Annotated in this window: 22 protein-coding genes; 5 read left to right on the forward strand and 17 right to left on the reverse strand. The window is 32.4% G+C overall.

Translation table 11 applies throughout. The features are described 5' to 3' along the window. Positions 1-14: 14 nt before the first annotated feature. The 8 genes from BLW23_RS01370 to rlmD all read right to left on the reverse strand — a co-directional run bounded on the left by BLW23_RS01370 (position 15) and on the right by rlmD (position 6,908). Entirely contained in the window at positions 15-875 is an 861-nt protein-coding gene (locus BLW23_RS01370) for a substrate-binding domain-containing protein (RefSeq protein WP_093667461.1), read from the reverse strand. Further along, positions 876-1,745 carry a nucleoside phosphorylase gene (locus BLW23_RS01375; protein WP_093667462.1) on the reverse strand — a complete coding sequence of 290 codons (870 nt, stop codon included), beginning with the start codon at positions 1,743-1,745 and terminating at the stop codon, positions 876-878. Beyond that, positions 1,746-2,690 (reverse strand): DUF1835 domain-containing protein, encoded by a 945-nt coding sequence (locus tag BLW23_RS01380; RefSeq protein WP_093667463.1) that lies wholly within the window; start codon positions 2,688-2,690, stop codon positions 1,746-1,748. Positions 2,691-2,846: 156 nt separating this feature from the next. After that, positions 2,847-3,170 (reverse strand): translation initiation factor, encoded by a 324-nt coding sequence (locus tag BLW23_RS01385; RefSeq protein WP_093667464.1) that lies wholly within the window; start codon positions 3,168-3,170, stop codon positions 2,847-2,849. 1 nt (position 3,171) lies between these two features. Further along, positions 3,172-4,119: an isopenicillin N synthase family dioxygenase gene (locus tag BLW23_RS01390; protein WP_093667465.1), complete on the reverse strand. Its 948-nt coding sequence runs from the start codon at positions 4,117-4,119 to the stop codon at positions 3,172-3,174. 61 nt (positions 4,120-4,180) lie between these two features. Continuing rightward, positions 4,181-4,918: a DUF6048 family protein gene (locus tag BLW23_RS01395; RefSeq protein ID WP_093667466.1), complete on the reverse strand. Its 738-nt coding sequence runs from the start codon at positions 4,916-4,918 to the stop codon at positions 4,181-4,183. Continuing rightward, the gene (locus BLW23_RS01400) at positions 4,899-5,381 is read right to left on the reverse strand and encodes a DUF6452 family protein (protein WP_093667467.1); all 483 of its coding nucleotides are present in this window, start codon (positions 5,379-5,381) and stop codon (positions 4,899-4,901) included. Before BLW23_RS01400 ends, BLW23_RS01395 begins: the two co-directional genes overlap by 20 nt. 75 nt (positions 5,382-5,456) lie before the next feature. Continuing rightward, positions 5,457-6,908 (reverse strand): 23S rRNA (uracil(1939)-C(5))-methyltransferase RlmD, encoded by a 1,452-nt coding sequence (gene rlmD / locus BLW23_RS01405; RefSeq protein WP_093667468.1) that lies wholly within the window; start codon positions 6,906-6,908, stop codon positions 5,457-5,459. A gap of 214 nt (positions 6,909-7,122) precedes the next feature. On the opposite strand from rlmD, the gene BLW23_RS01410 reads away from it, so the two are divergent. The 3 genes from BLW23_RS01410 to rocD all read left to right on the forward strand — a co-directional run bounded on the left by BLW23_RS01410 (position 7,123) and on the right by rocD (position 9,437). Further along, positions 7,123-7,674 carry an RNA polymerase sigma factor gene (locus tag BLW23_RS01410; protein WP_093667469.1) on the forward strand — a complete coding sequence of 184 codons (552 nt, stop codon included), beginning with the start codon at positions 7,123-7,125 and terminating at the stop codon, positions 7,672-7,674. After that, the gene (locus BLW23_RS01415) at positions 7,671-8,054 is read left to right on the forward strand and encodes a DUF6768 family protein (protein WP_255362703.1); all 384 of its coding nucleotides are present in this window, start codon (positions 7,671-7,673) and stop codon (positions 8,052-8,054) included. The genes BLW23_RS01410 and BLW23_RS01415 overlap by 4 nt, the downstream gene beginning before the upstream one ends. Positions 8,055-8,192: 138 nt before the next feature. Further along, the gene (gene rocD / locus BLW23_RS01420) at positions 8,193-9,437 is read left to right on the forward strand and encodes an ornithine--oxo-acid transaminase (RefSeq protein ID WP_093667471.1); all 1,245 of its coding nucleotides are present in this window, start codon (positions 8,193-8,195) and stop codon (positions 9,435-9,437) included. A 104-nt stretch (positions 9,438-9,541) separates the two neighbouring features. Here the strand turns inward: rocD and BLW23_RS01425 are convergent, their stop codons facing one another. The 8 genes from BLW23_RS01425 to BLW23_RS01460 all read right to left on the reverse strand — a co-directional run bounded on the left by BLW23_RS01425 (position 9,542) and on the right by BLW23_RS01460 (position 18,915). Further along, positions 9,542-10,738, reverse strand: coding sequence for an IS256 family transposase (locus tag BLW23_RS01425; RefSeq protein WP_093667472.1), 1,197 nt, complete (start codon positions 10,736-10,738; stop codon positions 9,542-9,544). 172 nt (positions 10,739-10,910) lie between these two features. Continuing rightward, entirely contained in the window at positions 10,911-11,900 is a 990-nt protein-coding gene (gene gap / locus BLW23_RS01430; protein ID WP_093667473.1) for a type I glyceraldehyde-3-phosphate dehydrogenase, read from the reverse strand. Positions 11,901-12,111: 211 nt separating this feature from the next. After that, positions 12,112-12,894: a DUF7151 family protein gene (locus BLW23_RS01435; RefSeq protein WP_093667474.1), complete on the reverse strand. Its 783-nt coding sequence runs from the start codon at positions 12,892-12,894 to the stop codon at positions 12,112-12,114. Positions 12,895-12,906: 12 nt separating this feature from the next. Next, positions 12,907-14,508, reverse strand: coding sequence for a hypothetical protein (locus BLW23_RS01440; protein ID WP_093667475.1), 1,602 nt, complete (start codon positions 14,506-14,508; stop codon positions 12,907-12,909). Positions 14,509-14,761: 253 nt separating this feature from the next. Then, a complete protein-coding gene (locus tag BLW23_RS01445) occupies positions 14,762-17,731 on the reverse strand; it encodes a DEAD/DEAH box helicase (protein WP_093667476.1) in 2,970 nt (989 codons plus the stop codon). A 210-nt stretch (positions 17,732-17,941) separates the two neighbouring features. Then, on the reverse strand, positions 17,942-18,274 hold the full coding sequence (locus BLW23_RS01450; RefSeq protein WP_093667477.1) for a CCC motif membrane protein: 333 nt from the start codon (positions 18,272-18,274) through the stop codon (positions 17,942-17,944). A 19-nt stretch (positions 18,275-18,293) separates the two neighbouring features. After that, positions 18,294-18,584, reverse strand: a complete 291-nt coding sequence (locus BLW23_RS01455; RefSeq protein WP_093667478.1) for a DUF2752 domain-containing protein — start codon at positions 18,582-18,584, stop codon at positions 18,294-18,296. 7 nt (positions 18,585-18,591) lie between these two features. After that, entirely contained in the window at positions 18,592-18,915 is a 324-nt protein-coding gene (locus tag BLW23_RS01460; RefSeq protein WP_093667479.1) for a YbaB/EbfC family nucleoid-associated protein, read from the reverse strand. 139 nt (positions 18,916-19,054) lie between these two features. On the opposite strand from BLW23_RS01460, the gene BLW23_RS01465 reads away from it, so the two are divergent. Continuing rightward, positions 19,055-21,151, forward strand: a complete 2,097-nt coding sequence (locus BLW23_RS01465; protein WP_093668407.1) for a S9 family peptidase — start codon at positions 19,055-19,057, stop codon at positions 21,149-21,151. A gap of 91 nt (positions 21,152-21,242) precedes the next feature. After that, positions 21,243-22,250, forward strand: a complete 1,008-nt coding sequence (locus BLW23_RS01470) for a PLP-dependent cysteine synthase family protein (protein WP_255362704.1) — start codon at positions 21,243-21,245, stop codon at positions 22,248-22,250. A 63-nt stretch (positions 22,251-22,313) separates the two neighbouring features. Here BLW23_RS01470 and BLW23_RS01475 read toward each other — a convergent pair whose 3' ends face one another. Next, a complete protein-coding gene (locus BLW23_RS01475; protein WP_093667480.1) occupies positions 22,314-23,300 on the reverse strand; it encodes a hypothetical protein in 987 nt (328 codons plus the stop codon). Positions 23,301-23,309: the final 9 nt, after the last annotated feature.

The following is a 23,309-nucleotide window of genomic DNA, read 5'->3' on the forward strand; positions in this document are numbered from 1 at the left end:
AATATTTTAAGGACTCAAATATACATATTTCTGATCAATTTACCAGAATCTTCCGACTTTTCAATAACGTTGAAAGATATCATTTTATTTTGTATCTCCGTAATTAATTCTTCAGAAATTGGTAAGCCATCGTTCCATTCAGTGATTGATAACCAGTTTCTTATGTCTTCTAATTGCTGCTCATACCTAATTGATAGTGTCTCATCGATTCTTTCTGTCTCTTTAAAGTCTTTGGTACAATCATTAATAATACCCAATACTTTTTTAACTTCATCGAAGTTATTTTCTAAAACTTCATCTCTTACGGCTACAACAAAACATGGCCAAGGAGTAGGACAGTCACCTAATCTTCGAAAAGTTCCATTATCAACTAATGGTTTTGTGGTGAAATGCTCCCACATAAAGTAATCCGCATCACCATTAGTCAACGAATCTATACCTCCTTGAAGGTTTCCAACTACCTTAAATTTTAATTTTTTAATATCCCAGCCATTATTGTGGGCATTTACGATCGCCATTAAATGTGAACCAGAGCCATATCTGCTAATGGCCACGGTAGCATTTTCTAAATCATTAATATCTTGGAAATTGGATTTTGCACCTACATGGATTCCCCAAATTAGTGGCGTTTTTACAAAAGTCTGAGTTATTTTCGAAGGATTCCCTTCAATAATATCTTTAATAATTCCTTCAGTAAGAACAATGGCAATGTCAATTTCACCTGATCTTAAGGCTTTACACATGGCTCCAGTACCTCCAGGGAAATCTTGCCAGCGTAAATTAATATTGTTTTTTGTGTATTCTTTATTCTTTAAAGTGATGTACCAAGGATAATTAAAATGTTCTGGTACGCCACCAACTTTTAAGTTTAGCATTTATTCAACTAATTTGTTTAACGTGTAGATAATTAAATTTTCTACTGTTTTCTTAGGGGTTTTACTAAAAGTTCCATTAGCTCTATTGGCAATAATAGCATTCATTGAAGCAGCATTATGACCAAGTAATTTCGATAATCCATAAATGGCAGAAGTCTCCATTTCTAGATTAGTGATTTTATGTTCTTTAAATTTGAAACTATCAATTTTTTTGTTTAATTCGGCATCCTGTAATGGGAGTCTTAAAACTCTTCCTTGAGGTCCGTAAAAACCTCCAGCAGTTGCAGTGATTCCTAAATATACTTTATTCGAAAGAAGTCTTTTTTCGAGTAATGAACTATTCTTTATTACCAACGGAGTAGCTTTTTTTGAACTCCAACCTGTATGATTTATAAATTCTTGTTCGATATCAGGATGACTAATAGCATCTACTTGATACGAATGTAGCATTCCATTTAAGTCTAAAGCATGAGAACTTAATAAAAAACTGTCGACAGGAATATTTGGTTGAAGAGAACCAGATGTACCGATTCGAACAATATTCAAGGCAGTATGATTTTCTTTTATTTGGCGTGTTTCTAAATTAATATTAACCAATGCGTCGAGTTCATTTAACACAATGTCAATATTATCGGGACCTATCCCCGTAGATATGACCGAAAGTCTTTTTCCTTTGTAAGTTCCTGTAGTAGTTTTAAATTCTCGTTTCTGAGTACTGAATTCAATATGATCGAAATGGTTTGTTATTTTATCAACTCTATACTGATCACCTACAAAAATAATATCTGTAGCAATATGCTCAGGTCTTAAATTTAAGTGATAAATACTTCCGTCTGAATTTAAAATGAGCTCAGAATGTTGTATAGTCATTTACGATGTTATTTTAAGCAGCTTATCCGTATCGTTTACGTATAAATAACTGTATTTTTTAGAACCGCCAAGATACGAAAAATCTGAACGTATTTGACCATAGAAATTAAGTTGGTTGTCCAACACTTTTTTACCCTTTCTATTAAGCTTAACAGGACTAAATGATGAAAACAGTTTTTTCATGGTTTGCAACTTGTTAGCGTATTGCAAGTCACCAAAACCATAAAACCCTTGGTTTTTTAAAATTTCACCAATTAGCTGATTTTGATTTTCTAATTGTTGCTTATTGGCAATATCTAAAATTTGGTTTTCCAGCTTATTTAAACCATTTTTAATAGAAGGGAATCTTTGCAGATGTGCTTTAATCGCTTCTTCTAAATAAACAAAAGGTGACATTGGGCTAAAATTATGAACTGTTTCCAGTCTTAAAGGACTATCAGAGCAATATAGTTGCCAAATATAATCAGCGTATTCAATATCATCTAGGGTAAGTTCAACTCTGTTTTTGTAGTGATTCAATAACTCTACTTGCGTTAAATGCCCGAGGGCATGTAACCCTGTTTTATTTTTGAGAGTTCCACTGCAAACAAGGGAAATTTTCCTTCCTTTTCTATACCTCTTTAGCCAGCTAATAACTGCGACCATGTTTATTTGACAAAAAAGATCGTATTCAAACCAGAGTACAATTTCATTTTGTTGTTTTTGATTACAGAGGTTTCTGTATTCTTTTAAAGTATAATCAATAAAAGTTTTTTTGGTAGTTTTATAAGAAGACTTGAAAAAATCAAATCTTGTTTTCCAAAAATTTTCACTTCCTACATCAATAGTGGTTTTACCTTCACATAGCATTTCACGCCATGTGATGATTTCTCCATCAAAGTTTAAATTACTTAAAATTTGTGTAGTACTGTCTCCGTTTGTTATGTGTAATATTGAAGATGCCATATTTTTGGGGATAATTGGTGATTTCTTAATGTAATGATTAAAACGCTACTTTATTGTTAGTATTGTCTGTTTTCAATTGTAAATACTTTGTAATATTAAAACAAAATTTATAAAAACAAAAATGCTAGGAACAATTTCCTAGCATTTTTAACTTTTTTAGCCTCCAACTCTTTTTACATTAAATCCTTTTTCTTTAAGAATTTCCATGATTTTATCTCTATAATCTCCTTGAATAATGATGGTGTCATTTTTAAAACTACCTCCAACACTTAATTTGGTTTTTATTTCTTTCGCTAGTTTTTTAAAGTCGCTTGTAGCTCCGTTATAACCATCAATTATTGTAATAGGTTTCCCTTTACGCTTTTCATATTTACAGAGAATAGGATCATCCTGTAGCCATATTTCAGGCTTTTCTTCTTTTTGTTTTTCCTCAAACTGATGATCTGGAAAAAGGTTTTTAAGTTGATCTTGTATGTCCATTTTATTTAATAAGGCCTAATTCTTTTAGACGTTCGTTTAAAAATTCTCCAGCGGTTGTATCTTCAAATTTCTTTGGATTGTTTTCATTGATACAGTTTTCCAATACATCTAATTTCATTTCTGATATCGGATGCATAAAAAATGGAATTGAATATCTTGAAGTACCCCAAAGTTCTTTTGGAGGATTTACAACACGATGAATAGTAGATTTTAATTTGTTGTTACTATGACGAGATAACATATCACCAACGTTAATCATAAGTTCATCGGGTTGGGCAATGGCATCAATCCACGTTCCTTCATGGTTTTGAACTTGAAGTCCTTTACCATGGGCTCCCATTAATAAAGTAATCAAATTAATATCTCCATGAGCTGCTGCTCTTACTGCTCCTTTAGGTTCTTTTTCAATAGGAGGGTAGTGTATAGGACGTAGAATACTATTTCCATTTTTAATGTATTGGTCAAAGTAAGTTTCATCTAAATTTAAATGTAAAGCCAACGCTCTTAGCACAAACTTTGCCGTTTTTTCAAGCATTTTATACGTTTGCTTTCCTACCTCATTAAATTTTACTAATTCTTCTACAAGTACATTTTTCGGATATATTGCGTCAAGTTCAGCGTTGTCTTCAACATACTGACCAAAATGCCAAAACTCCTTTAAATCGCCTTCTTTTTTTCCTTTTGCAGATTCTTTTCCAAAAGAAACATAACCTCTTTGTCCTCCAATACCAGGGATTTCATACTTCTGCTTTACATCAACAGGTAATTCAAAAAACTTTTTAATCTCGTCATATAAGTCATCTACTAATTGTTCCCCTAAAAAATGACCCTTTAAGGCTACAAAACCTATATTTTCATAGGCATTTCCAATTTCATTAATGAACTTTTGTTTGCGTTCTTCATCTTCTGATAGAAAGTCCTCTAAATTTACACTTGGAATTTTATTCATTGTTAATAAGTTTTTACGTAATACTTGGTAAATGTAGTTAAATCAAGTGTATGTAGGAAAATTACTTATTAACAAATGGTATAAGGTATGATATTGTATAAAAAAAGCCAAAACCAGTATTACTTTCGAAAATTCTATTGAAACCAGGGCTATATAGACTTTTAAATCCTGTCTGATCGTCAATACTTATGAGTATCTTATAAGAGAAACCAGCTCCAATAAACAGATTTTTCATTGTTTCAACTTTCATTCCTATCTGGATTTCAGCCCAGTGTGCCATTAGCCCAGTTTCCTTTTGCGGAGTAGTAATGGTATTTGATGGGAAGTATGCTGTTGTATTATCGCTTCCTGGTAAAGAAGAAGTTCCAAGGGTTGTATTTGGAGTGTAGCTGTCTAAGGAATGGTCAAATAAGGCAAAACCATAACGACCACCGATGAATATTTCATTATTCATGTCTAGCCAATTTTTATAGGCATTGTAGTTTGCTCCAATTCGAATAAAACTTCCCTGAGAAGTTGATGTGGTAAAATCTTCAAAAGTAGTTTCTTTTTCATATCCTAACTCAGTGGCTAGGTACCAGTTTTTGGTAATTCTATAATCTCCAACAAGTTCTAATCCACTATAACTTTTATCGAATAAAGACAAAACGGGTCTACTAATGTCGGCTCCAATTCTTAAACCATATCCAGTTTTGTACGTAATACTATCTTTTACTGATTCTTGGGTTGTCTTTTTTTGACTATAGGAATTGAATGATATAACCAAAACAATAATAGAACTAATGAAAAATTTGCACATGAGATTGAATTTGGTGGTTAATTTCTGTAATGGTATTGCTTGATAAGCTATCGATCCATGATTGAGAAACTGTTAATGTAACATCTTCATAAACATATCTAAAACCACATGATCGTGAAATATAATCTTCTTTTGGAGTATAGGTTATTGTTAGCGTATCCACTTTATTATCGGCCAGATTTCCAGTTGCGTCATTCATCTTTAAAAGATATACCGTTTCGGAAGCTAGTCCATTTAAAGGTATAGCAATAGAGTCAAGTGTTGCATTAGTAATAAGACTATCGGTTTTACTTTGGGCGATTATCGATAAGCGAGACACACTTTTTACTGCAGTAATATCATTTTTATCATAAAAACGAATTACTAAATTAGGTGTTACTGGATTTGTTGTACAAAAATCGTCTTTTTCACAAGCGTTAAAAGCAAACAAACAAAGTAACAAAATGCCAAAACATTTTTTCATTTATCCAAAATTTTGCGTCGCATTAAAATTGCTTAATGCTATTATTTACTTCCCAAGCAAAGGGAATTGATTAATTTATTTTTCAAATAGCACCACAGTTTCAATATGAGATGTATGCGGAAACTGATCTACCAAACTTATCTTTTTTATTTGATATCCAGCATTAACTAACTCTTCAGTATCTCGAGCCTGAGTCGCTGGATTACAAGATACATAAACCATTCTATCTGCTCTTAAATTTATGATTTTTTTAAGTGTTTTTGGTGCTATTCCTGCTCTCGCGGGATCTAAAATAATGGTTCTAATCTTGTTTTTATATTGAGGGTGCTCTAATAAAAATTTGCCCACGTCTGCAGCATAAAACTCAACTCCTTCAATATTATTGCGTTTGGCATTTTTTCTAGCATCTTTAATTGCCGAATGCACTATGTCTACCCCTATAATTTTGGTGTTTTCAGATTTATCAGCAATAATTTGACCAATGGTACCAGTACCGCAAAATAAATCCATTACTACCGTATTGTCAATAGCGCTTTTATTCTCTAGTGCATAATCAACAACTTTCGCATATAATTTTTCAGCAGATTTGGGGTTCGTTTGAAAAAAGCTTTTCATGCTTATTTCAAAATTTAGTTGAAGTAATTGCTCAACAATTTTTTCATTACCATAAACAAGATTGATACTTCCCGATGTAGCAATGGTTCTATCACCAGTTTCGTCATTGATAGTATGTAAAAGACCAGCAACTCTTTCTCCGAATAACTCTACTAAAAATTGAGCAAATTTATTTAAGTCGAATTTTGGTAAGTCACCAGATGTCGTCACCAAATTAAAAAGTAATTGATTGGTTTTGTACGATTTTCTTACTACGAAATAACGAAAAAAACCTTTTTTCCCAGGAGCATGCCAAGGTGCTAAGTTTGTGTCTTTACAATACTCTTTTATCTTGTGCAGGTTGTTTTCAAAATCAGCATCAAACAAGCCACTATCTTTATTTAGATTTTCGCCCATCCACCAAGTTCCTCTTCTTTTAAACCCTAAAGTGAACTCATCGACGTCTGTTTTGTTTTTAGAATCATATCCAATAGCTGAAAAGCTATACTCCATTTTATTTCTGTAATGAAATGAATTAGGAGAAGAAACAAACTCATCAAATAAGTCTTCAATATGATCAACTTTACCAATTTTTTTAAACAGGCTCATGGTACTGTTGTATTTGTACTCATGCTGTTTTTCAATAGGAAGATTTATGTAAGGCGCTCCAGGAATTTCTTGATATGGAGAAGTAATTTCATTTTCAGAGCGTTTAAGAACCTCTATAAGTTTACATTCAGCATATTGTTTTTTAGATTTATCTACTCTAGCTTTTACAAGTTGACCAGGAAGTGTATTTGGTACAAAAACCACGAACTCTCCTAATTCAGATCTAATTCTTCCGATACCTTTTCCTCCAAAGGCGTAATCTTCAATTAAGATTTCTATAATCTCACCTCTTTTTACAAACTTATTGCGTTCTCTTCTTGGCATAATCTTCAGCGTATGTTTTTTGTTATGAAAATATTTCCTCTAATGAATCTTAGATTTATAGTTACCTTTCCTATTGTTAATTTTATAAAAGAATTAACGGATTGCAAAATTAGGAAAAGATATGGTTAGTAGAACTATAGAAAAGCGCAATAAATTTATTTGCAGAATAAATGAACCTTTTACAAAATATTCCGTCTACTAAGTGTAGGAAATTATGAAGAAAAGAAATAAAAAAGAAGATTCATATTTAGTTAAAGCATGTCTTTTAGGAGATGAAAAAGCAACGGTTAAACTTGTTAAAAAATGGCATTTAGTATTTTGTAAAGTAGCTTATACCTATACAAAAGATAGAGATGTAGCAAAAGATATAGCTCAAGAAAGTTGGAGTAAAATTTTAACGAAATTAGACAGTATAAAAGATTCTGAAAAATTTGAGAGTTGGGCATTATCTATTGTGAAGAGCAAAACTATTGATTATTTGCGGTCCGATAAGCGTAAAAAAGAACTGCTTACTAAGTATTATATTGAAAATAGTAATATTAAAAGGGAAACAGAAAATGTCGGAGAAAACTATAGACAGATTTTAAAAAAGGAAATAGAAAGTTTAAGTGAAGGACAAAAAGCAGTAATTAAGTTGTATTATATTCAAGAGTATTCTTTAAAAGAAATTAGTGCCATATTAAAAATATCAGTTGGAACCGCGAAGTCAAGAATGTTTCACGCTAGAGAACGATTAAAAAAAATAATTTTAAACAGTAAATTATGAAAGATATAGAGGAAATAGATAAGCTTATAAAAGAAACTCTTTCGGAGGAGGAAGCTAAGTTTTATGAAGAACTAGATGAACAAAATGTTTTTCAAATGATTCAAGGTTTATTTAAAGGTAAAAATAAATGGATTATGGTATTAATGAATATAATGACCGTGGTGTTTTTCGTTTTTTTTATGTATTGTTTGATTCAGTTTTTTCAGGCAGAAGAAATTAAAGAGTTGATAAAATGGGCTGGAGGTTCTATTATATTTTTGCTCGGTGTTAGCATGTTGAAGATTTTTGCATGGCTCCAGATGGATAAAAATGCGGTTTTACGTGAAATAAAGCGTTTGGAGATTCAAATTTCATCGATATCTTCTAAAATCTCCAGTTAAGATTTTAATGAGCAAGTAATATTTAGTAATTTGCGCTCCTCTAGGGATGATTTCTCTCCCACGCTGCTTTTTCGAGCCTTCGGAAAAATAAAGGTACAGTAGGAATCGTTATTTTATCAATTTTTAAAAATTACGAAAATGGCTGTTTTAGAACATTTAACTTCACAGCAAGCAATTGATTTAGAAAACAAGTACGGAGCACATAATTATCACCCATTACCAGTGGTATTGAGTAAGGGCGAAGGTGTGTATGTATGGGATGTAGAAGGGAAGAAGTATTATGATTTTCTTTCGGCATATTCTGCTGTTAATCAAGGGCATTGTCATCCTAAAATTGTGGATGCTATGGTGAATCAAGCGAAGACTTTAACTTTAACATCACGTGCTTTTTATAATGACATGTTGGGTCGTTATGAAAAGTTTGCTACTGAATACTTTGGTTTTGATAAACTGTTACCTATGAATACTGGTGCAGAGGCTGTTGAAACGGCATTGAAAATCTGTAGAAAATGGGCTTATGAAGTAAAAGGTATTGCGGAAAATGAAGCGGAGATTATTGTTTGTGAAAACAATTTTCATGGTAGAACAACTACCATTATTTCCTTTTCGAATGATCCAGTTGCTCGTGAAAACTTTGGTCCGTTTACAAATGGGTTTATTAAAGTGGAATACGATAACTTAAAGGCGTTAGAAGTAGCTTTAGAGAATAATAAGAATGTTGCAGGGTTTATGGCTGAACCTATTCAAGGTGAAGCTGGAGTATATGTTCCTTCAGAGGGGTATTTAGCTGCTGCAAAAGCATTATGTGAAAAGTATAATGTGTTGTTTATTGCTGATGAAGTGCAAACGGGAATTGCTCGTACTGGTAAATTACTAGCTGTACAACATGAAAACGTTCAACCAGATGTTTTAATTTTAGGTAAAGCATTAAGTGGAGGAGCTTATCCTGTTTCTGCAGTATTAGCGAACGATAACATTATGAATGTTATCAAACCAGGAAATCATGGTTCTACTTTTGGAGGTAATCCAGTAGCAGCGGCTGTTGCTATTGCTGCTCTTGAGGTAGTAAAAGAAGAAAAATTAGACGAGAATGCTGAGCGTTTAGGAAAGATATTCAGAGAGGAATTAACGAAGTTTTCTGAAGAAAACGAATTGGTTACTTTAGTTCGTGGTAAAGGATTATTAAATGCTGTTGTTATTAACGACACAGAAGATAGTGATACTGCTTGGAATATCTGTATGAAATTACGCGATAATGGTTTATTGGCAAAACCTACACATGGTAATATTATCCGTTTTGCGCCGCCTTTAGTAATGAATGAAGAGCAATTAAGAGATTGTATTGATATTATTAAAAAGACTATTACTGAGTTTACGAAATAGTTTTAAAATATATAAATTAAACAGGGCATTGATTTTCATCAATGCCCTGTTTTTAGACACTATCCTAAAAAGTGTGTAAGTTCAAAATATCAGGGTTAGGTTATTTATAGCCTAATCCTTTTTTCAAATATAGCTAAAAATTGATTTAGAATTATGCCCCAATTTCTAATGGGCATTGTCCACTTTTTAGTACTTTCTCTTAAAGCTAAATATACCGATTTGATAACAGCGTCATCTGTCGGGAAAGAGAGTTTGTTTTTAGTGTATTTGCGTATTTTCCCATTAAGATTTTCAATAAGATTAGTGGTGTAAATAATAGTTCTTATTTCAATTGGAAAATCGAAGAAAACAGTGAGTTCATCCCAGTTGTTTTCCCAACTTTTAATAGCATACGAATATTTAGCTTCCCATTTATTTTTAAAATCTTTTAAAGCAGCCTTTGCGGCTTCTTTAGTTGGAGCTGTATAGATTTGCTTCATATCTTTAGTAAACTCTTTTTTATCTTTCCAAACCACGTATCTACAAGAGTTTCTAATCTGATGTACTACACATATTTGTGTGGTAGAATTAGGAAACACTGTCTTTATAGTATCTGTAAATCCGTTTAAATTATCGGTTGCAGTAATCAGTATATCTTGCGTTCCTCTGGCCTTAATATCAGTCAAAACACTCATCCAAAAAGCAGCTGATTCATTTTTACCTAACCACAAACCTAGTACTTCCTTTTTACCGTCGGATCTAAGGCCTACAGCTATGTATATAGTTTTGTTAATAACCTTAGAGTTCTCTCTAACCTTGAAAACAATTCCATCCATCCAAACGATTAAATAAGTAGCTTCTAAAGGTCTATTTTTCCATGCTACAATGTCATTAGTAATGCTATCTGTGATTCTTGAAATCGTTGAAGTAGAGATGTTAAAGTCATATAGCTCTCGGATTTGCTCCTCTATATCAGAAGCACTCATTCCCTTAGCATACAAAGAGATGATAAGATTTTCAACACCATCTGTAGTACTTTCTCTTTTCTTTACCAACATAGGATTAAAAGATCCTTCACGGTCTCTTGGGACTTCTATTTCTGTTTCTCCTAAAGTTGTTTTTAACTTCTTCTTTGAATAGCCATTTCGAGAATTAGAGTTAGTGCTCTTTTGATGTTTCTCGTAATCTAAATGAGCTGATAACTCTCCTTCTAAAATCTTTTCAACTCCTCGTTTGTGAAGTTGTTCTATAAAGCTAGTTAACTCTGAGCCATCTTTAAATTGTTTTAGAAATTCGCCGTTCAATAAATCTTCTGGTTTCATAAATGTGTAAAAATTAAAGTTAATGAATAAAAAAATCTCGGGGTTGAATTCAACCCCGAGATTTTAAAACTTACACAGTTTATGAAATACTGCCTGTTTTTATTTACTAATTTTTAAGGATCAATTTCTTTGAAATAAGTTCAAGGTTTTAACCTTAACTTTCGAATTACAATTATATTTCCAAAATTTGACGTATCATTTGATTAGTGAATCCCCATTCATTGTCGTACCAAGTCATTACTTTTAATAAATCGCCATCGACAACTCTTGTCATACTTAAATCAACAGTTGAGGCATAAGGACTCTGAACAATATCGGAAGAAACAATAGGTTCATAGGTGGTTGCTAAAACTTTTTTATAACGATCAGACGTAGCTTCCTCTTCAAGTATAGCATTTACTTCTTCGACAGTAACTCGTTTTTCAGTAACAAATGTCATATCAGAAATAGACCCAACAGGAATTGGAACACGTAAGGCAACACCATCAAATTTACCAGCATACTCTGGAAGTGCTTTAGTCGTTGCAATAGCTGCTCCTGTAGATGTAGGAACAATATTCTCTGCACCCGCTCTCCCCATTCTGAAGTTTTTATTCGAAACAGAATCTACCATGTTTTGAGAAGCGGTATAGGCATGAACCGTTGTCATAATTGCTTTTTTAATCCCTATTCTTCTGCCTAAAACCTCTACAACAGGGCTTATATTATTGGTAGTACAACTAGCACAAGAAAAAACACTGGTTCCTTGCTCGGCAGAGTTTACACCATGCACTATAGTAGGTGTATCTGCGCTTTTAGTAGGAGCTGAGATCGCAACTGTTTTCGCTCCAGCGTTAATATGTTTTTCGGCATCTTCTTGTTTGGTAAAGAAGCCTGTGCTCTCAATAACAATATCAATTTCATTTTCTTTCCAAGGAAGTTCCTCTGGATTTCTATTGGAGAAGTATTGAATTTTTTTTCCGTCTACAATTAAATGATTGTCGTCATGGGTGACTTTCTTATTGTATATACCGTAAACAGTATCGTATTTTAATAAATATGCTATGTTTTCAATTCCTACGAGGTCGTTTACAGCTACCAATTCTAACCCAGGTGTTTCGAGAATTACTTTTAATGCTGCTCTTCCAATGCGTCCCATTCCGTTAATGGCTAATCTTTTCATCTTTTTTGATTTGTTAATTGTTTGATGTTTAGTCGTAAAAAGGACTCATAAATTAATAAGAATATTTTAGAAACCTCTAATTAATTAGACTAAATACTTTAAGTTTAGTGTAACGCTATTTTAGGACGGGACAGGGGTATGAAAAAAAGAACCTATCTCAATATTGAAATAGGTTCTTTTTTATTTACATAAAGTTGAAACGTTCTTGACTTTATTGTTCAATGATTAACTCACTTTTTCCGTGAAAATAAACGGAAGAGCCATTGTTTTCGGATTTAATATAAAGCCCAACTGTAATTTCTTTGTTAGGAAAATTGTTTATTAAATTTGATGACTCTAAAATCTCAAATTCGGTATTTTCGGCAGTTATAGTGCTTTGAGCAATTAACACATTATCTGTGTCATTGTAGAGTTCTAATATAGCTCTATTATTAGCGTCAGTTTTCACGATTGAATTATAAATTATAGAAGTTGCTTCTACCCAATCTTTTTTATCAAAACGTGTCAACTCTCCTAATTTAAATCTTGTATTACTCGAAATACCAGAGTAATTTCCACCTGAAGCACCTCCATGATAAATTAAGAGCCTTGTTTGCTTATAACCTAATCCATTTGCACCGTTGCAAATATATTCTGTCTTAGTTATTTCTGATTCATCAAGTTCATTATTTCGGTTTAGATCGGTACCAGTTTCTAACTTAATACCACCATTTTCACATAAATCATTCGAAGGAATAATAGTTGTTTTAATTAGGCTATTTAGACCTATGCTATTACAAATGAAATCGATCTTATCGACCTCTTCATTTTCGAGTATATTATTTCCATTTTTATCTAATCCACTTTCAATTTTAATACCTCCATCTGGGCAATTTATAGATTTAGGTTCAATACTAGTTTTTACTAAACTATTGGAGCCATTTATACCATTTTTTCCATCTTCACAGCTTATAAAGAAGAATACCAATGAGATTAATATTAATACTTTTTTCATATTTAGGTTTGCTTATTTTTTCAATAATTTGTTTACTAAAGCTTTTAATTTCTCTATTTCTTTAGTTTGATTTTCTAAGGTTTTAATCTTCTTTTCTTGCGTTTTTAATTGCTTTTCTTGTGCAATCGTATATAGTGTTAATTCTTCAATTTTTTGTAAAAGTTTTGCATCCATTGACCCTAAAAAGAAACCTTCTTTGCTTACCTCTTTGGCACTAGGAATATTTTTTAAATGCCCATTTTTTTGAATATGATTTTCTACTTCATCCAAAGTAGGAAGGTTGTAATTGTTTTCGAATACATAATCAGGCCAGTTGCCATATGTAGCTACTTTTACTTCTTCAGCAGCGATTCTTCCATGCACCCCAAGTTTGAATCCTTGAGTGTTTTTTGTTCCAATACCTACTGTACCTTTATCTGATAAAGTCATAACATCAATATAGTTATGTGTTATGTTTAAGGATGGGTCGGGTGTTACTCTAAAAAATAAACCTCCTCCATAATGTTTATTAGTACTGTTATCTGCTAAAATTCTATCATTTATGTCATGACCAATTTGAAGATTAGTGTGTCCACTTGAAAGGTTGTCAAATTTAACGGAACCATTTACTTCTAATTTAGCATTAGGGCTCTTTGTTCCAATGCCGACATTACCATGCTGTAATAAAGTTAATATGTCTTTATCTACCGAGTTCCAGAAAGTTAGTGAACTATTTGTGTCCTCTCTTCCTATTATTCGCCATTGTTCAACGGAGTTGGTTTTAAACGATTGCCATGTGTAGCCCCAACCTGGTTGTGCTCCGGTGAAATCTAATGAAATTGTTCTGTTTTTGGAAGATTTAATATCTAATGGACTTGAAGGGTTTACTATACCAATCCCTACATTTCCACTATCATGAAAGTTAATATTGTCTTTCCATGAACCTGTCAAGTCATTTTGAATAACAAGAGAGTTCCCATAACGGGCAATTCTGTTATTTGCTTTAGACGCGGGATTAGTGTCATAAATACCTAAAGTGACCCCAGATTTAGATAGTGTAAGTGTTTCTTTTGGATCTGTTGCTCCAATACCAATATTACCATTTGCCGCAATTCTCATTCTCTCTGCTCCGTAAGTTGAAAATTTTAAAGCAGTATTTTCCCTGTTTAAAAAGTGAACCTCGCTATCACTTTCATTGATTAAGACGAAACCGTCCGAGGCATTTTTCCCAGAATGATTATTGGTTAAAGCAATTCTGGCATCTACATTGTTACTGTGGATTTGTAAATTAGTGAAAGGAGAGAAAGTACCAAAACCAATATTTCCATTTGTTTTAACATATAGACCTAAACCAGAATTCCATGGGCTGGTTCCATGAGCTAAATAGTAATGAACAGCGTTATTTTTAGAACCATATAACCCAATACCTCCAAATCGGGTTGATTTGTCAGGGGCTACACTGAATATACCACGCGCCCAACCACCGCTGGTAACTGGTGTATTAAAGTTAATACTGTTGCCGTCCATTGTTAAAATACCAGTGGTTGTATTACTTCCATTATTATTCCATTGTGCTTTAGTGTGCAGACTAAAACCTATCATAGCGATGATAGCAATTTTGAATTTTGTTTTCATAAGTTTATTTTTAATCTATTATATAAGCTTTATAAAATAATTACTCCGGTTTTAGGAGTAACTATCTCGAAAAGGTTTGTTCTGTATGTTGTTTGAAATCTCTTTAGCATTAGAGATAAGTTGTATTTTTTCTTTATCAATTAATTAAGGGACAAAGCTAATGATTTTTTCGAAAATGGAAAAATATGCCAGGTTAAGCGCAGTCGAAATTCAATCATCAAATCATCCAATTAATATATTGTAAGACTTCTTATTAAGTCAATTCTTGAATGTTTAAATGTTTCTTCAATAAGCCAGAAGGCGTTTTATTGGCTTCATTTAAAATCCGTGTATCACCAAATAAAATGAAACTGTCCTTGGCTCTTGATACGGCAACGTTTAGCATGTTTGGTTTATTATCTCTATCGAAAAACATGGTGCCTTCGTCTTCATTGCTGTAGACAGAACTAAATAAAATAATACTTCTCTCAGCACCTTGAAGTGCATGCACCGTTCCTAGTTTAATATCATTTATCTTATATCCAGCATCCGTTAATGCTTTTGATAATTCAGTTTTTTGACTAGCAAAAGGTGTAATGATGCCTAAAACACTTTCTATAGACTCAACATTATATGCTTTTTGAATGGCATCTTTGTTCTGTTGTAACCATAAAACAATAGCCTTTACTTCTTTGGTGTTACAACGACTGTTATATTTTCTCTCACTAATTCCTTCTACATGGTAAGCCAGCATTGAAGGGAAAATTTGATCGTCTTTCGCTTTTCCTTTCATTGGTTTTAAAATACCGCCATAAGCTAATTCGTTGCAGAAATCAATAATTTCATCATTGCAACGTCTGTGTTCAAGAAGAATTAATCCGTTTTCTTGTTTGTTGCCAATAGTCGTTTCATATTCGCAGGCATTTTGAGCCATTTTCATAATGCTTCCACTTGAAGCTAAAAAACCTAAACTATCAAGAAGTTCGTTTTCTTGTGGGGTTTCAATAATGTGTAAAGAAGTTAAGTTTCCTGTGTCAATTTTTGGAGGAATAGACCATATGGGTTCAATTTGTTTTAGATCACCAACAACAAAAGCCTTTTTGGCTAAGGCAAAAAGAGGAATACTAACTTCTGGTGTAACTTGACCAGCTTCATCAATAATGAGTAAATCGACAAAATTGGTAAGAGGGAAATATTCAAATATAGGTTTTCCTTCTTCACTTTGCCCTTGAAATTGACTTCGAATAAAATGGGAAGGCCCCATATAAAATGTTGCAACAAAACAAGGGGTTAGCATGGCACGTCGTTTCCATTGTGCTTTTACTGTGTTTTCACCTGTGCCTTTTTCGGTATTATTTTCTACAACATCAATAGTTTCAAGAATCCAACGAGCTTCCCAGTAATGGGTAGCTAGTAAAAAAGCTCTGTGGCGAAGTGTGGTATCAATTTCATTGTAGAAATAACCTTTGGATTTATCTAGTTTTGGGTTTTTCTGCAGATCCAATTCCCACATTTTTGCTTCTGAAACAAATGGTTGTCCCTGAATATTATTTTCTTTTTTCCAATCACTTAGCTTTAGGTTAGCCTGAAGCAAGAGATTTACGTTTGCAAATAATTGTTTTATATAGGAGAATGCCTTGTCTTGATCGGTAAATTTGTCTTCGGTAATTTTAAATTGATGTTTTGCTTCCTCAGAGGTATCATTTGAAGTAAAATAAACCTTAATGTCACTAATAAAACTTTCTTTCTTATAGGCTTTTTTTAGTTCAGCTAATAATGATCGCCATTGATGAATTTTTGTGATTATGAAATTATCACTTGAGATATGATCTTCTTCTCTAAGTAGGATTTTATTAATGTATTCTATGGCTGTAATATAATCATTAGAAAAACGAACTCCATCAATTAGTTTATCTTCAATATCAACCAATTCTTGTTGAAGTTGATAACAAGCTTCTTCCAAAGAAGATTCTTGATAGCCAAAGTAATTACTGTATTTTTCAAGAAAATAATACTCAGCATCATATAAGTATTGTTCGTTTTCTAAATCGCAAAGGGTTCCTTCATATCCGAAAAGATTTCCCTTTAAAAAGTTAATACCTTTTAACGCTTTGTCTGCTTTGGAGTTTGAAGGAAGGTAGGTAGCATAACCTTGAAAATTAGGAATCCATCGTTCTGCCAAGTTTTTTAAAGTACTTGCTGAATTGATAAAACTATCAATAATATTGGTTACCGCTTGGTTGTTATTCGAACAAGCTAAAATCAAAGGAGCTTCTTCTCCTATAATTGCCGATTTAACAAATTCCGTAGCTACTAAACTTTGAAGTAATGTTGTCTTTCCTGTGCCAGGAGGTCCGTTTACCGCCATTACTGGATTATCTTCTGCTACCAAGTAGGAGAGTAGTGTTTTTCGTTGACTTATAGAAAGTGGAAACTCATTAGACATTTGCCCAAGATGTAAATGATTGTAATGTAAATATCCTTCGTCTGTAACAGGTGGTTTTCTATAACGATCAACAGGGGTTACAATTTTCGCTAAAAGAGGTAACTCATCGAGGTTGTCTAATAGATTTTCATAAAGAAATAAAATACTTTTAGCTGTTGATATTTTTGAACTTACCGCAAAATAGGTAAGACTATGTTGCGTTGTGTATTTTTGTACCTTATAGTTTGAAATATTACTGAAGGTAATTTCATTAAATACTTCATTAATATAATCCCAGTAAACATCCCAACCTATTTTTTCATCTTCATCGTAGGCTTCAGGTTGTTCAATATCACGAGCATTAGTAACATTTTCAATAGAAGAAAAAATGAAATCATTTTTTACATCGGCTATCGGAGTAAGGTAGTTTCTAACAATTAAAGGAAATAAATCTCTTGGAGCGGATAACTTTCCCGATCTGTCTAACGTTGCAGTCACCCAAAATGGATGTATAACTTGTTGTTTAAATTTTGAATTATCTGTTTGATATTTTAAATGGAAAGGAGAGATTAAAATTTGAGTTTCGTTAATTTCTTGCCATCTTGAACTATCTTTTTTTGATATACCTTTAAGCCTGTTAATTCTTCTTTCTTCTAAATCGAGAATTTCAGTTGCATTTTTAGCACTTATTAATGCGTTAGTTAAATCAGAAGAGTTTTGATGATATAAGTGCTTTATTCTTGAAATATCGATAGCCAAATTCTCACTATCGAATAAGCTATTTTTATAATAAAGTAACCAATTTCTTTCGTCGTCCATGAAAAATAAAATCTACAATTAAAAGGTGCTTTTAGGGGGAGAATGGGCGCGAAAATAATAGAATTTATTATTTTTTTTAAATGAAAAAGAACTTTCTTATCATAAAAGAATTAACAATTTTATGAGTATTTAAAAATCAATAAATTGAATAAAAAAAATCCTGAAGGAGATCTTCAGGATTTTTAAAACGTTTATTTTAAAATATGGTTATTACCAACCATTCATTCTTTCTTGTAAAAGTTCAGGGTCTCGTAAAGCATCCCAACCAACAGTTGCGAATATACCGATGACAAAAAATAGGTATAAGGCGCTTAAAACAATTCCAATGATAGCCAGAATTCTTCCTGTATTAAGATTAGAGTAATTAGAGTATAAACTAGGGTTTAAGTCGTATTTTGCCTTGTCTTGCTTAAATAAAACAAGAGCGATGATTCCTAGTATAATTCCAGGTATTCCATAGCAACAACAACTTAAAATTGAAATAATACCCAAGACTAAAACGGCCGTTGCATTGGGAAGTTGTCTTTGTTCAAATTCGTTCATAAATATATGTATGATTTAGTTAACTGAATAATTTGTTCATTTTTATGATATAAGCCAAAATAATAATAACAACATTACTTATAGCCAATATCACTAAAATTTTTAAGGTTATTTTTTTCTTTAAAAAGAAATGAAATATAGCAATAACAACTAAAAGTATTGTAGTATATATTGCAGGAAACATGGTAAAAGCATCGTAAAACTTTCCTTCTGAAAGAAGAGCAGCAGATCTTTGAAGTCCACAACCAGGGCAATCTATTCCAAAGATTTCCTTATTCATACAAGGCAGCATGTAGTCCTCTAGTTTCATTTCGATCTTATTTAAACATATCCATTCCAGGAATGTTAGGCATACCACTTTTAGCGGCTATAGCCAATTCTTGTTCATTAATTTCACCAGCTCTTTTTAATGCTTTATTTAAGGTTAAGATCAAGTAATCTTCTAGTTCTTCTTTATCCTGAAGTAACGATTTATCAACTGAAATAGCTTTTATTTCTCTGTTAGCAGTTACAGTAATTTTTAAATTACCACTTGCCGCTGATTCATCGATTAAAACGGTATCTAATCTTTTTTTTGTTTCCTCAACCTTACCTTGGGCTTCTTTCAATTTGCCCATCATATTAGAGATATCTCCAAACATTACTTAATTGTTTTAAAAATCTATATTCAGCAAAAGTAGTATTTTCACTTGAAAATTAAATAACCAAATTAAAATGAGAGAAATAATTATTACGGTAATAACTTTAAACCTTATTTTTGTTTCCTGCAAAAAAGAAAGAATGAACACAGATATACAAGTACCTGTTGCTGAAAAACAGATGACTAAGTTAGAGAAACACGGAGATGTAAGAATAGATGATTATTTTTGGATGCGTTTATCCGATGAGCAAAAAAATGCCGAAGTTAAGGACGAGCAAACCCAGAAGGTATATGATTACTTGAACACCGAAAATGAGTTTTATGAGCAAGAAACTGCCAATACGAAGAATTTTCAGGAGAGGTTGTTCGAGGAAATGAAGGGGAGAATTAAAGAAGATGACGAATCGGTTCCTTACAAAGAGAATGGTTATTATTATATAACGAGATATGAAATTGGAGGCCAGTATCCAATTTACAGTAGAAAGAAGGAAACATTAGAAGCCGAAGAAGAAATTATTTTTAATGTAAATAATGAGGCAGAAGGACACGATTATTATCAGCTTGGAGGTTTAAGTATAAGTCCAGATAATAAGTTAGCCGCTTTTGCTGTTGATACCGTAAGTAGACGACAATATACAATACAAATAAAAAATCTTATCGACGGAAAAATATCAGTTGATAAGATAGAGAATACGACTGGAGGAGCGGTATGGACAAATGATAATAAAACTATTTATTATACAAAGAAAGATCCAGTTACTTTGAGAAGTTCTCAAATTTATAGACATACTTTAGGAACAGATTCGTCAAAGGATATTTTAGTTTTTGAGGAAGAAGATGAAACATTTGGAGTTTTTGTAACCAAGTCAAAATCTAAGAAATATATTGTTATTGGTTCTTATAACACAGTTTCTAATGAATACAGGGTTTTGGAGGCGAACAATCCAGAAGGTGAGTTTAGAATTATTCAGCCTCGTGAAAGAGATTTAGAGTATGATGTAGCGCATTATGAAGATGCATTTTATATCAGAACAAATAAGGACGGTGCTACGAATTTTAAATTAATGAAAACGCCTGAAAATAAAACTACTAAAGAAAATTGGGTAGATGTAATTCCTCATAGAGAAGATGTTTTATTTGAAGATTTCTCAATTTTTAAAGATTACTTAGTTCTCGAAGAAAGAAGCGAAGGGTTGAGTAAAATTAGGATTAAGCGCTGGGATGGTAAAGAAGATTATTATTTACCGTTTAATGAGGAAACTTACTCAGCAGGTGTCTATTCTAACCCTGAATTTGATACTAATGTAATTAGATATTCTTATAATTCAATGACTACCCCAAGCTCTGTGATTGATTTTAATATGAATGACAGAACTAAAGATGTTAAAAAAGAACAAGAAGTTTTAGGAGGGAAGTTTGACAAAGCAAACTATGTAAGTAAGCGCATTTGGGTTCCTGCTCGTGATGGCAAGAAAGTGGCATTATCTATTGTTTATCGTAAGGATACCAAAATAAATGAAAACACACCGGTATTACAATATGCCTATGGTTCTTATGGGTATACTATTTCGGATGGTTTTTCTTCTACTCGATTAAGTTTGTTGGATAGAGGTTTTATTTTTGCATTGGCTCATATTAGAGGGAGTCAATATTTAGGAAGAGATTGGTATGAGGATGGAAAAATGTTGCAAAAGAAAAATACATTTAACGATTTTGTAGATTGTTCAAAGTATTTAATTGACAACGGATATACATCTGCAAAGCATTTATATGCAATGGGAGGATCCGCTGGAGGTTTATTAATGGGAGCGATAATTAATATGAACCCAGAGCTTTATAACGGTATAATTGCGGCTGTTCCATTTGTGGATGTAATTTCAACGATGTTGGATGATAGTATTCCTTTAACAACAGGGGAGTATGACGAATGGGGGAATCCGAATGATAAAGAATATTATGATTATATTAAATCGTATTCGCCATATGATCAAGTTGAAGCAAAAGCGTATCCAAATATGTTGGTAACTACTGGTTTACATGATAGTCAAGTACAGTACTGGGAACCAGCTAAATGGGTGGCTAAGTTAAGAGAGTTGAAAACAGATAATAACTTATTATTCTTACATACAAATATGGAAGCAGGACATGGAGGTGCTTCAGGAAGGTTTAATTCTTTAAAGGAAACGGCAGAAGAATATACGTTCTTTTTAATGTTAGAGGGTAAGTTAGAAAAATAATTATATTTTTGCCCACGGAAAGAGCAGGGTGTTATTATGAAAAAATAGAAGAAACTTTATTTCACCCTAGTTTTTTTTAATGACGCCTTTTATGATTTTAGAAAGAATGAGACATACTGGTATAACCAATTCAGTTTTAGATCTAGTAGGAGAGACCCCTTTAGTAAAAATAAATAATATTACCCAAAATATTCCAGGAAAATGCTATGCGAAGTTAGAAGCATTTAACCCAGGACATTCAGCAAAAGATAGAATAGCACTTCATATTATTGAAACGGCTGAAAAGAAAGGAATTGTTAAAAGAGGTGATATAATAGTTGAAACTACGTCAGGAAATACGGGATTTTCTCTCGCTATGATAAGTATTGTTAAAGGGTATAGATGCATATTAGCGGTTAGCGATAAATCATCTCAAGATAAAATTGATATGCTTAAAGCAATGGGGGCAGAGGTGCATATTTGTCCGGCCAACGTTGCAGCAGATGATCCTCGATCTTATTATGAGGTGGCAAAGAGATTGCATAAGGAAAATCCAGGTTCTATATATATTAATCAGTATTTTAATGAATTAAATATAGAAGCCCATTATGTGAGCACTGGACCTGAAATATGGAGACAAACAGAAGGAAGAGTTACCCATATTGTTGTTGCTAGTGGAACCGGAGGTACAATTTCTGGAACTGGACGGTTTTTAAAGGAACAAAATCCTAATGTTAAAGTTTTAGGTATTGATGCTATTGGTTCTGTAATAAAAAAGTTTCATGAATCGGGTGAGTTTGATGTGAAAGAGATTAGTCCTTATAAAATAGAAGGTTTGGGGAAGAACCTAATCCCAACATCTACTGATTTTGATGTAGTAGACATTTACGAAAAGGTTTCAGATAAAGATTCGGCATTAAAAGCAAGAGAATTAGTGAAAACCGAGGGCATTTTTGCAGGTTATACTTCTGGAGCTGTTTTACAAGGATTGCAACAATATGCTGATCAAGGGTATTTCGATGAAAACAGTGTTATTGTAGTGATTTTACCTGATCATGGATCAAGATATATGAATAAGATTTATTCTGATGAATGGATGAAAAATCAAGGTTTTTTATAAAGATTTAAAAAGTCGAAAATAAATAAAAAGGGTGTTATTGATAAAAATGACACCCTTTTCTTTTTATAGTTGTATGTTGAGTTGTTGTAATCGAGACCTTAGGTTGTTTATATAGGCATCATCTTTTATATCAAACTTAAAAAATGTAAACCTTTGTCCATTGTAATAATCTTCTTTTAATCCTTTGAATTCAATATATTGCTTCGGTAAAAAGTCGTAAGAAATGTTTAGGTTGAAGTTTTGTTTAATACTAACAAACTTTTTCACAATAACGTTAATTAAAAGATTCTGAACGAAAAACAGATTGAATCCAGAGCTTATATCAATTTTATTGATTTTTGCAGTACCAGTTTGAATGCTATTCGTAACGGTATTAAAAATTAAAGGTAACTCTATTTCAGCCGTTCCTCGTCTGTCTAATAATCTTCTGTATTTTTTGAATATTTTTCTGTAATATCTATACCTGAAATTACCTTTTATTTTTATTTTAACTGTATTTTGCCCCACGATTTCCATTTTTAATAATGAGAAATTGTTTAAATCAATCAAGTGTTTGTTTTTGTCTTTTTTACCAGTACGTTTATCGATTCGTACACTAGGGAACTTTTGAACAGCACTTCTGATAAGGTTGTTGTTCAATCCAAGATTAAAATATGAACCGTATGTACTATTAAAGCCTATTTCGCCTTTAAAATAGTTGCCAGGATTATCTTTAATTTCATAGATAAGGGAAGCTAATGCTCCAGCTAAATCCGACTTATCAATAATTACGTTTTTATTCTGTGAGTAATCATTTTGCTTTTCTTCCAATGAATTAGAAAGAATGGCTCCTTCTTCATTTAATTGTGTGTAAAAATCTTCTTCAGAAAGGCTGCTTTCTTCTAAATAAGTTCGGTTTAATCCGTTTTTGTCAAAAACATCATTTTTAAAACTTGGATCATCTTGTTGATCCAGTGATTCGACTTCTGGAGGGGCGGTCATATCTTCGTTAGAACACCCAAGATTAAACAAAATTAACGCAGTAAATGCGTAGTAAGCTAATTTTTTCATGTTAATATA

It is taken from the genome of Tenacibaculum sp. MAR_2009_124 (genome assembly GCF_900105455.1).
Classification (GTDB): domain Bacteria; phylum Bacteroidota; class Bacteroidia; order Flavobacteriales; family Flavobacteriaceae; genus Polaribacter.

Coding starts and splice junctions, on each gene's coding strand:
- BLW23_RS01450 (WP_093667477.1), bottom strand. CDS start 18,274: ATGAACGAATTTGAACAAAGACAACTTCCCAATGCAACGGCCGTTTTA.
- BLW23_RS01440 (WP_093667475.1), bottom strand. CDS start 14,508: ATGAAAACAAAATTCAAAATTGCTATCATCGCTATGATAGGTTTTAGT.
- BLW23_RS01390 (WP_093667465.1), bottom strand. CDS start 4,119: ATGAATAAAATTCCAAGTGTAAATTTAGAGGACTTTCTATCAGAAGAT.
- BLW23_RS01460 (WP_093667479.1), bottom strand. CDS start 18,915: ATGTTTGGAGATATCTCTAATATGATGGGCAAATTGAAAGAAGCCCAA.
- BLW23_RS01400 (WP_093667467.1), bottom strand. CDS start 5,381: ATGAAAAAATGTTTTGGCATTTTGTTACTTTGTTTGTTTGCTTTTAAC.
- BLW23_RS01455 (WP_093667478.1), bottom strand. CDS start 18,584: ATGAAACTAGAGGACTACATGCTGCCTTGTATGAATAAGGAAATCTTT.
- BLW23_RS01425 (WP_093667472.1), bottom strand. CDS start 10,738: ATGAAACCAGAAGATTTATTGAACGGCGAATTTCTAAAACAATTTAAA.
- BLW23_RS01465 (WP_093668407.1), top strand. CDS start 19,055: ATGAACACAGATATACAAGTACCTGTTGCTGAAAAACAGATGACTAAG.
- BLW23_RS01470 (WP_255362704.1), top strand. CDS start 21,243: ATGATTTTAGAAAGAATGAGACATACTGGTATAACCAATTCAGTTTTA.
- BLW23_RS01395 (WP_093667466.1), bottom strand. CDS start 4,918: ATGTGCAAATTTTTCATTAGTTCTATTATTGTTTTGGTTATATCATTC.
- BLW23_RS01370 (WP_093667461.1), bottom strand. CDS start 875: ATGCTAAACTTAAAAGTTGGTGGCGTACCAGAACATTTTAATTATCCT.
- BLW23_RS01445 (WP_093667476.1), bottom strand. CDS start 17,731: ATGGACGACGAAAGAAATTGGTTACTTTATTATAAAAATAGCTTATTC.
- gap (WP_093667473.1), bottom strand. CDS start 11,900: ATGAAAAGATTAGCCATTAACGGAATGGGACGCATTGGAAGAGCAGCA.
- BLW23_RS01415 (WP_255362703.1), top strand. CDS start 7,671: ATGAAAGATATAGAGGAAATAGATAAGCTTATAAAAGAAACTCTTTCG.
- rocD (WP_093667471.1), top strand. CDS start 8,193: ATGGCTGTTTTAGAACATTTAACTTCACAGCAAGCAATTGATTTAGAA.
- BLW23_RS01380 (WP_093667463.1), bottom strand. CDS start 2,690: ATGGCATCTTCAATATTACACATAACAAACGGAGACAGTACTACACAA.
- BLW23_RS01435 (WP_093667474.1), bottom strand. CDS start 12,894: ATGAAAAAAGTATTAATATTAATCTCATTGGTATTCTTCTTTATAAGC.
- BLW23_RS01385 (WP_093667464.1), bottom strand. CDS start 3,170: ATGGACATACAAGATCAACTTAAAAACCTTTTTCCAGATCATCAGTTT.
- BLW23_RS01375 (WP_093667462.1), bottom strand. CDS start 1,745: ATGACTATACAACATTCTGAGCTCATTTTAAATTCAGACGGAAGTATT.
- BLW23_RS01475 (WP_093667480.1), bottom strand. CDS start 23,300: ATGAAAAAATTAGCTTACTACGCATTTACTGCGTTAATTTTGTTTAAT.
- rlmD (WP_093667468.1), bottom strand. CDS start 6,908: ATGCCAAGAAGAGAACGCAATAAGTTTGTAAAAAGAGGTGAGATTATA.
- BLW23_RS01410 (WP_093667469.1), top strand. CDS start 7,123: ATGAAGAAAAGAAATAAAAAAGAAGATTCATATTTAGTTAAAGCATGT.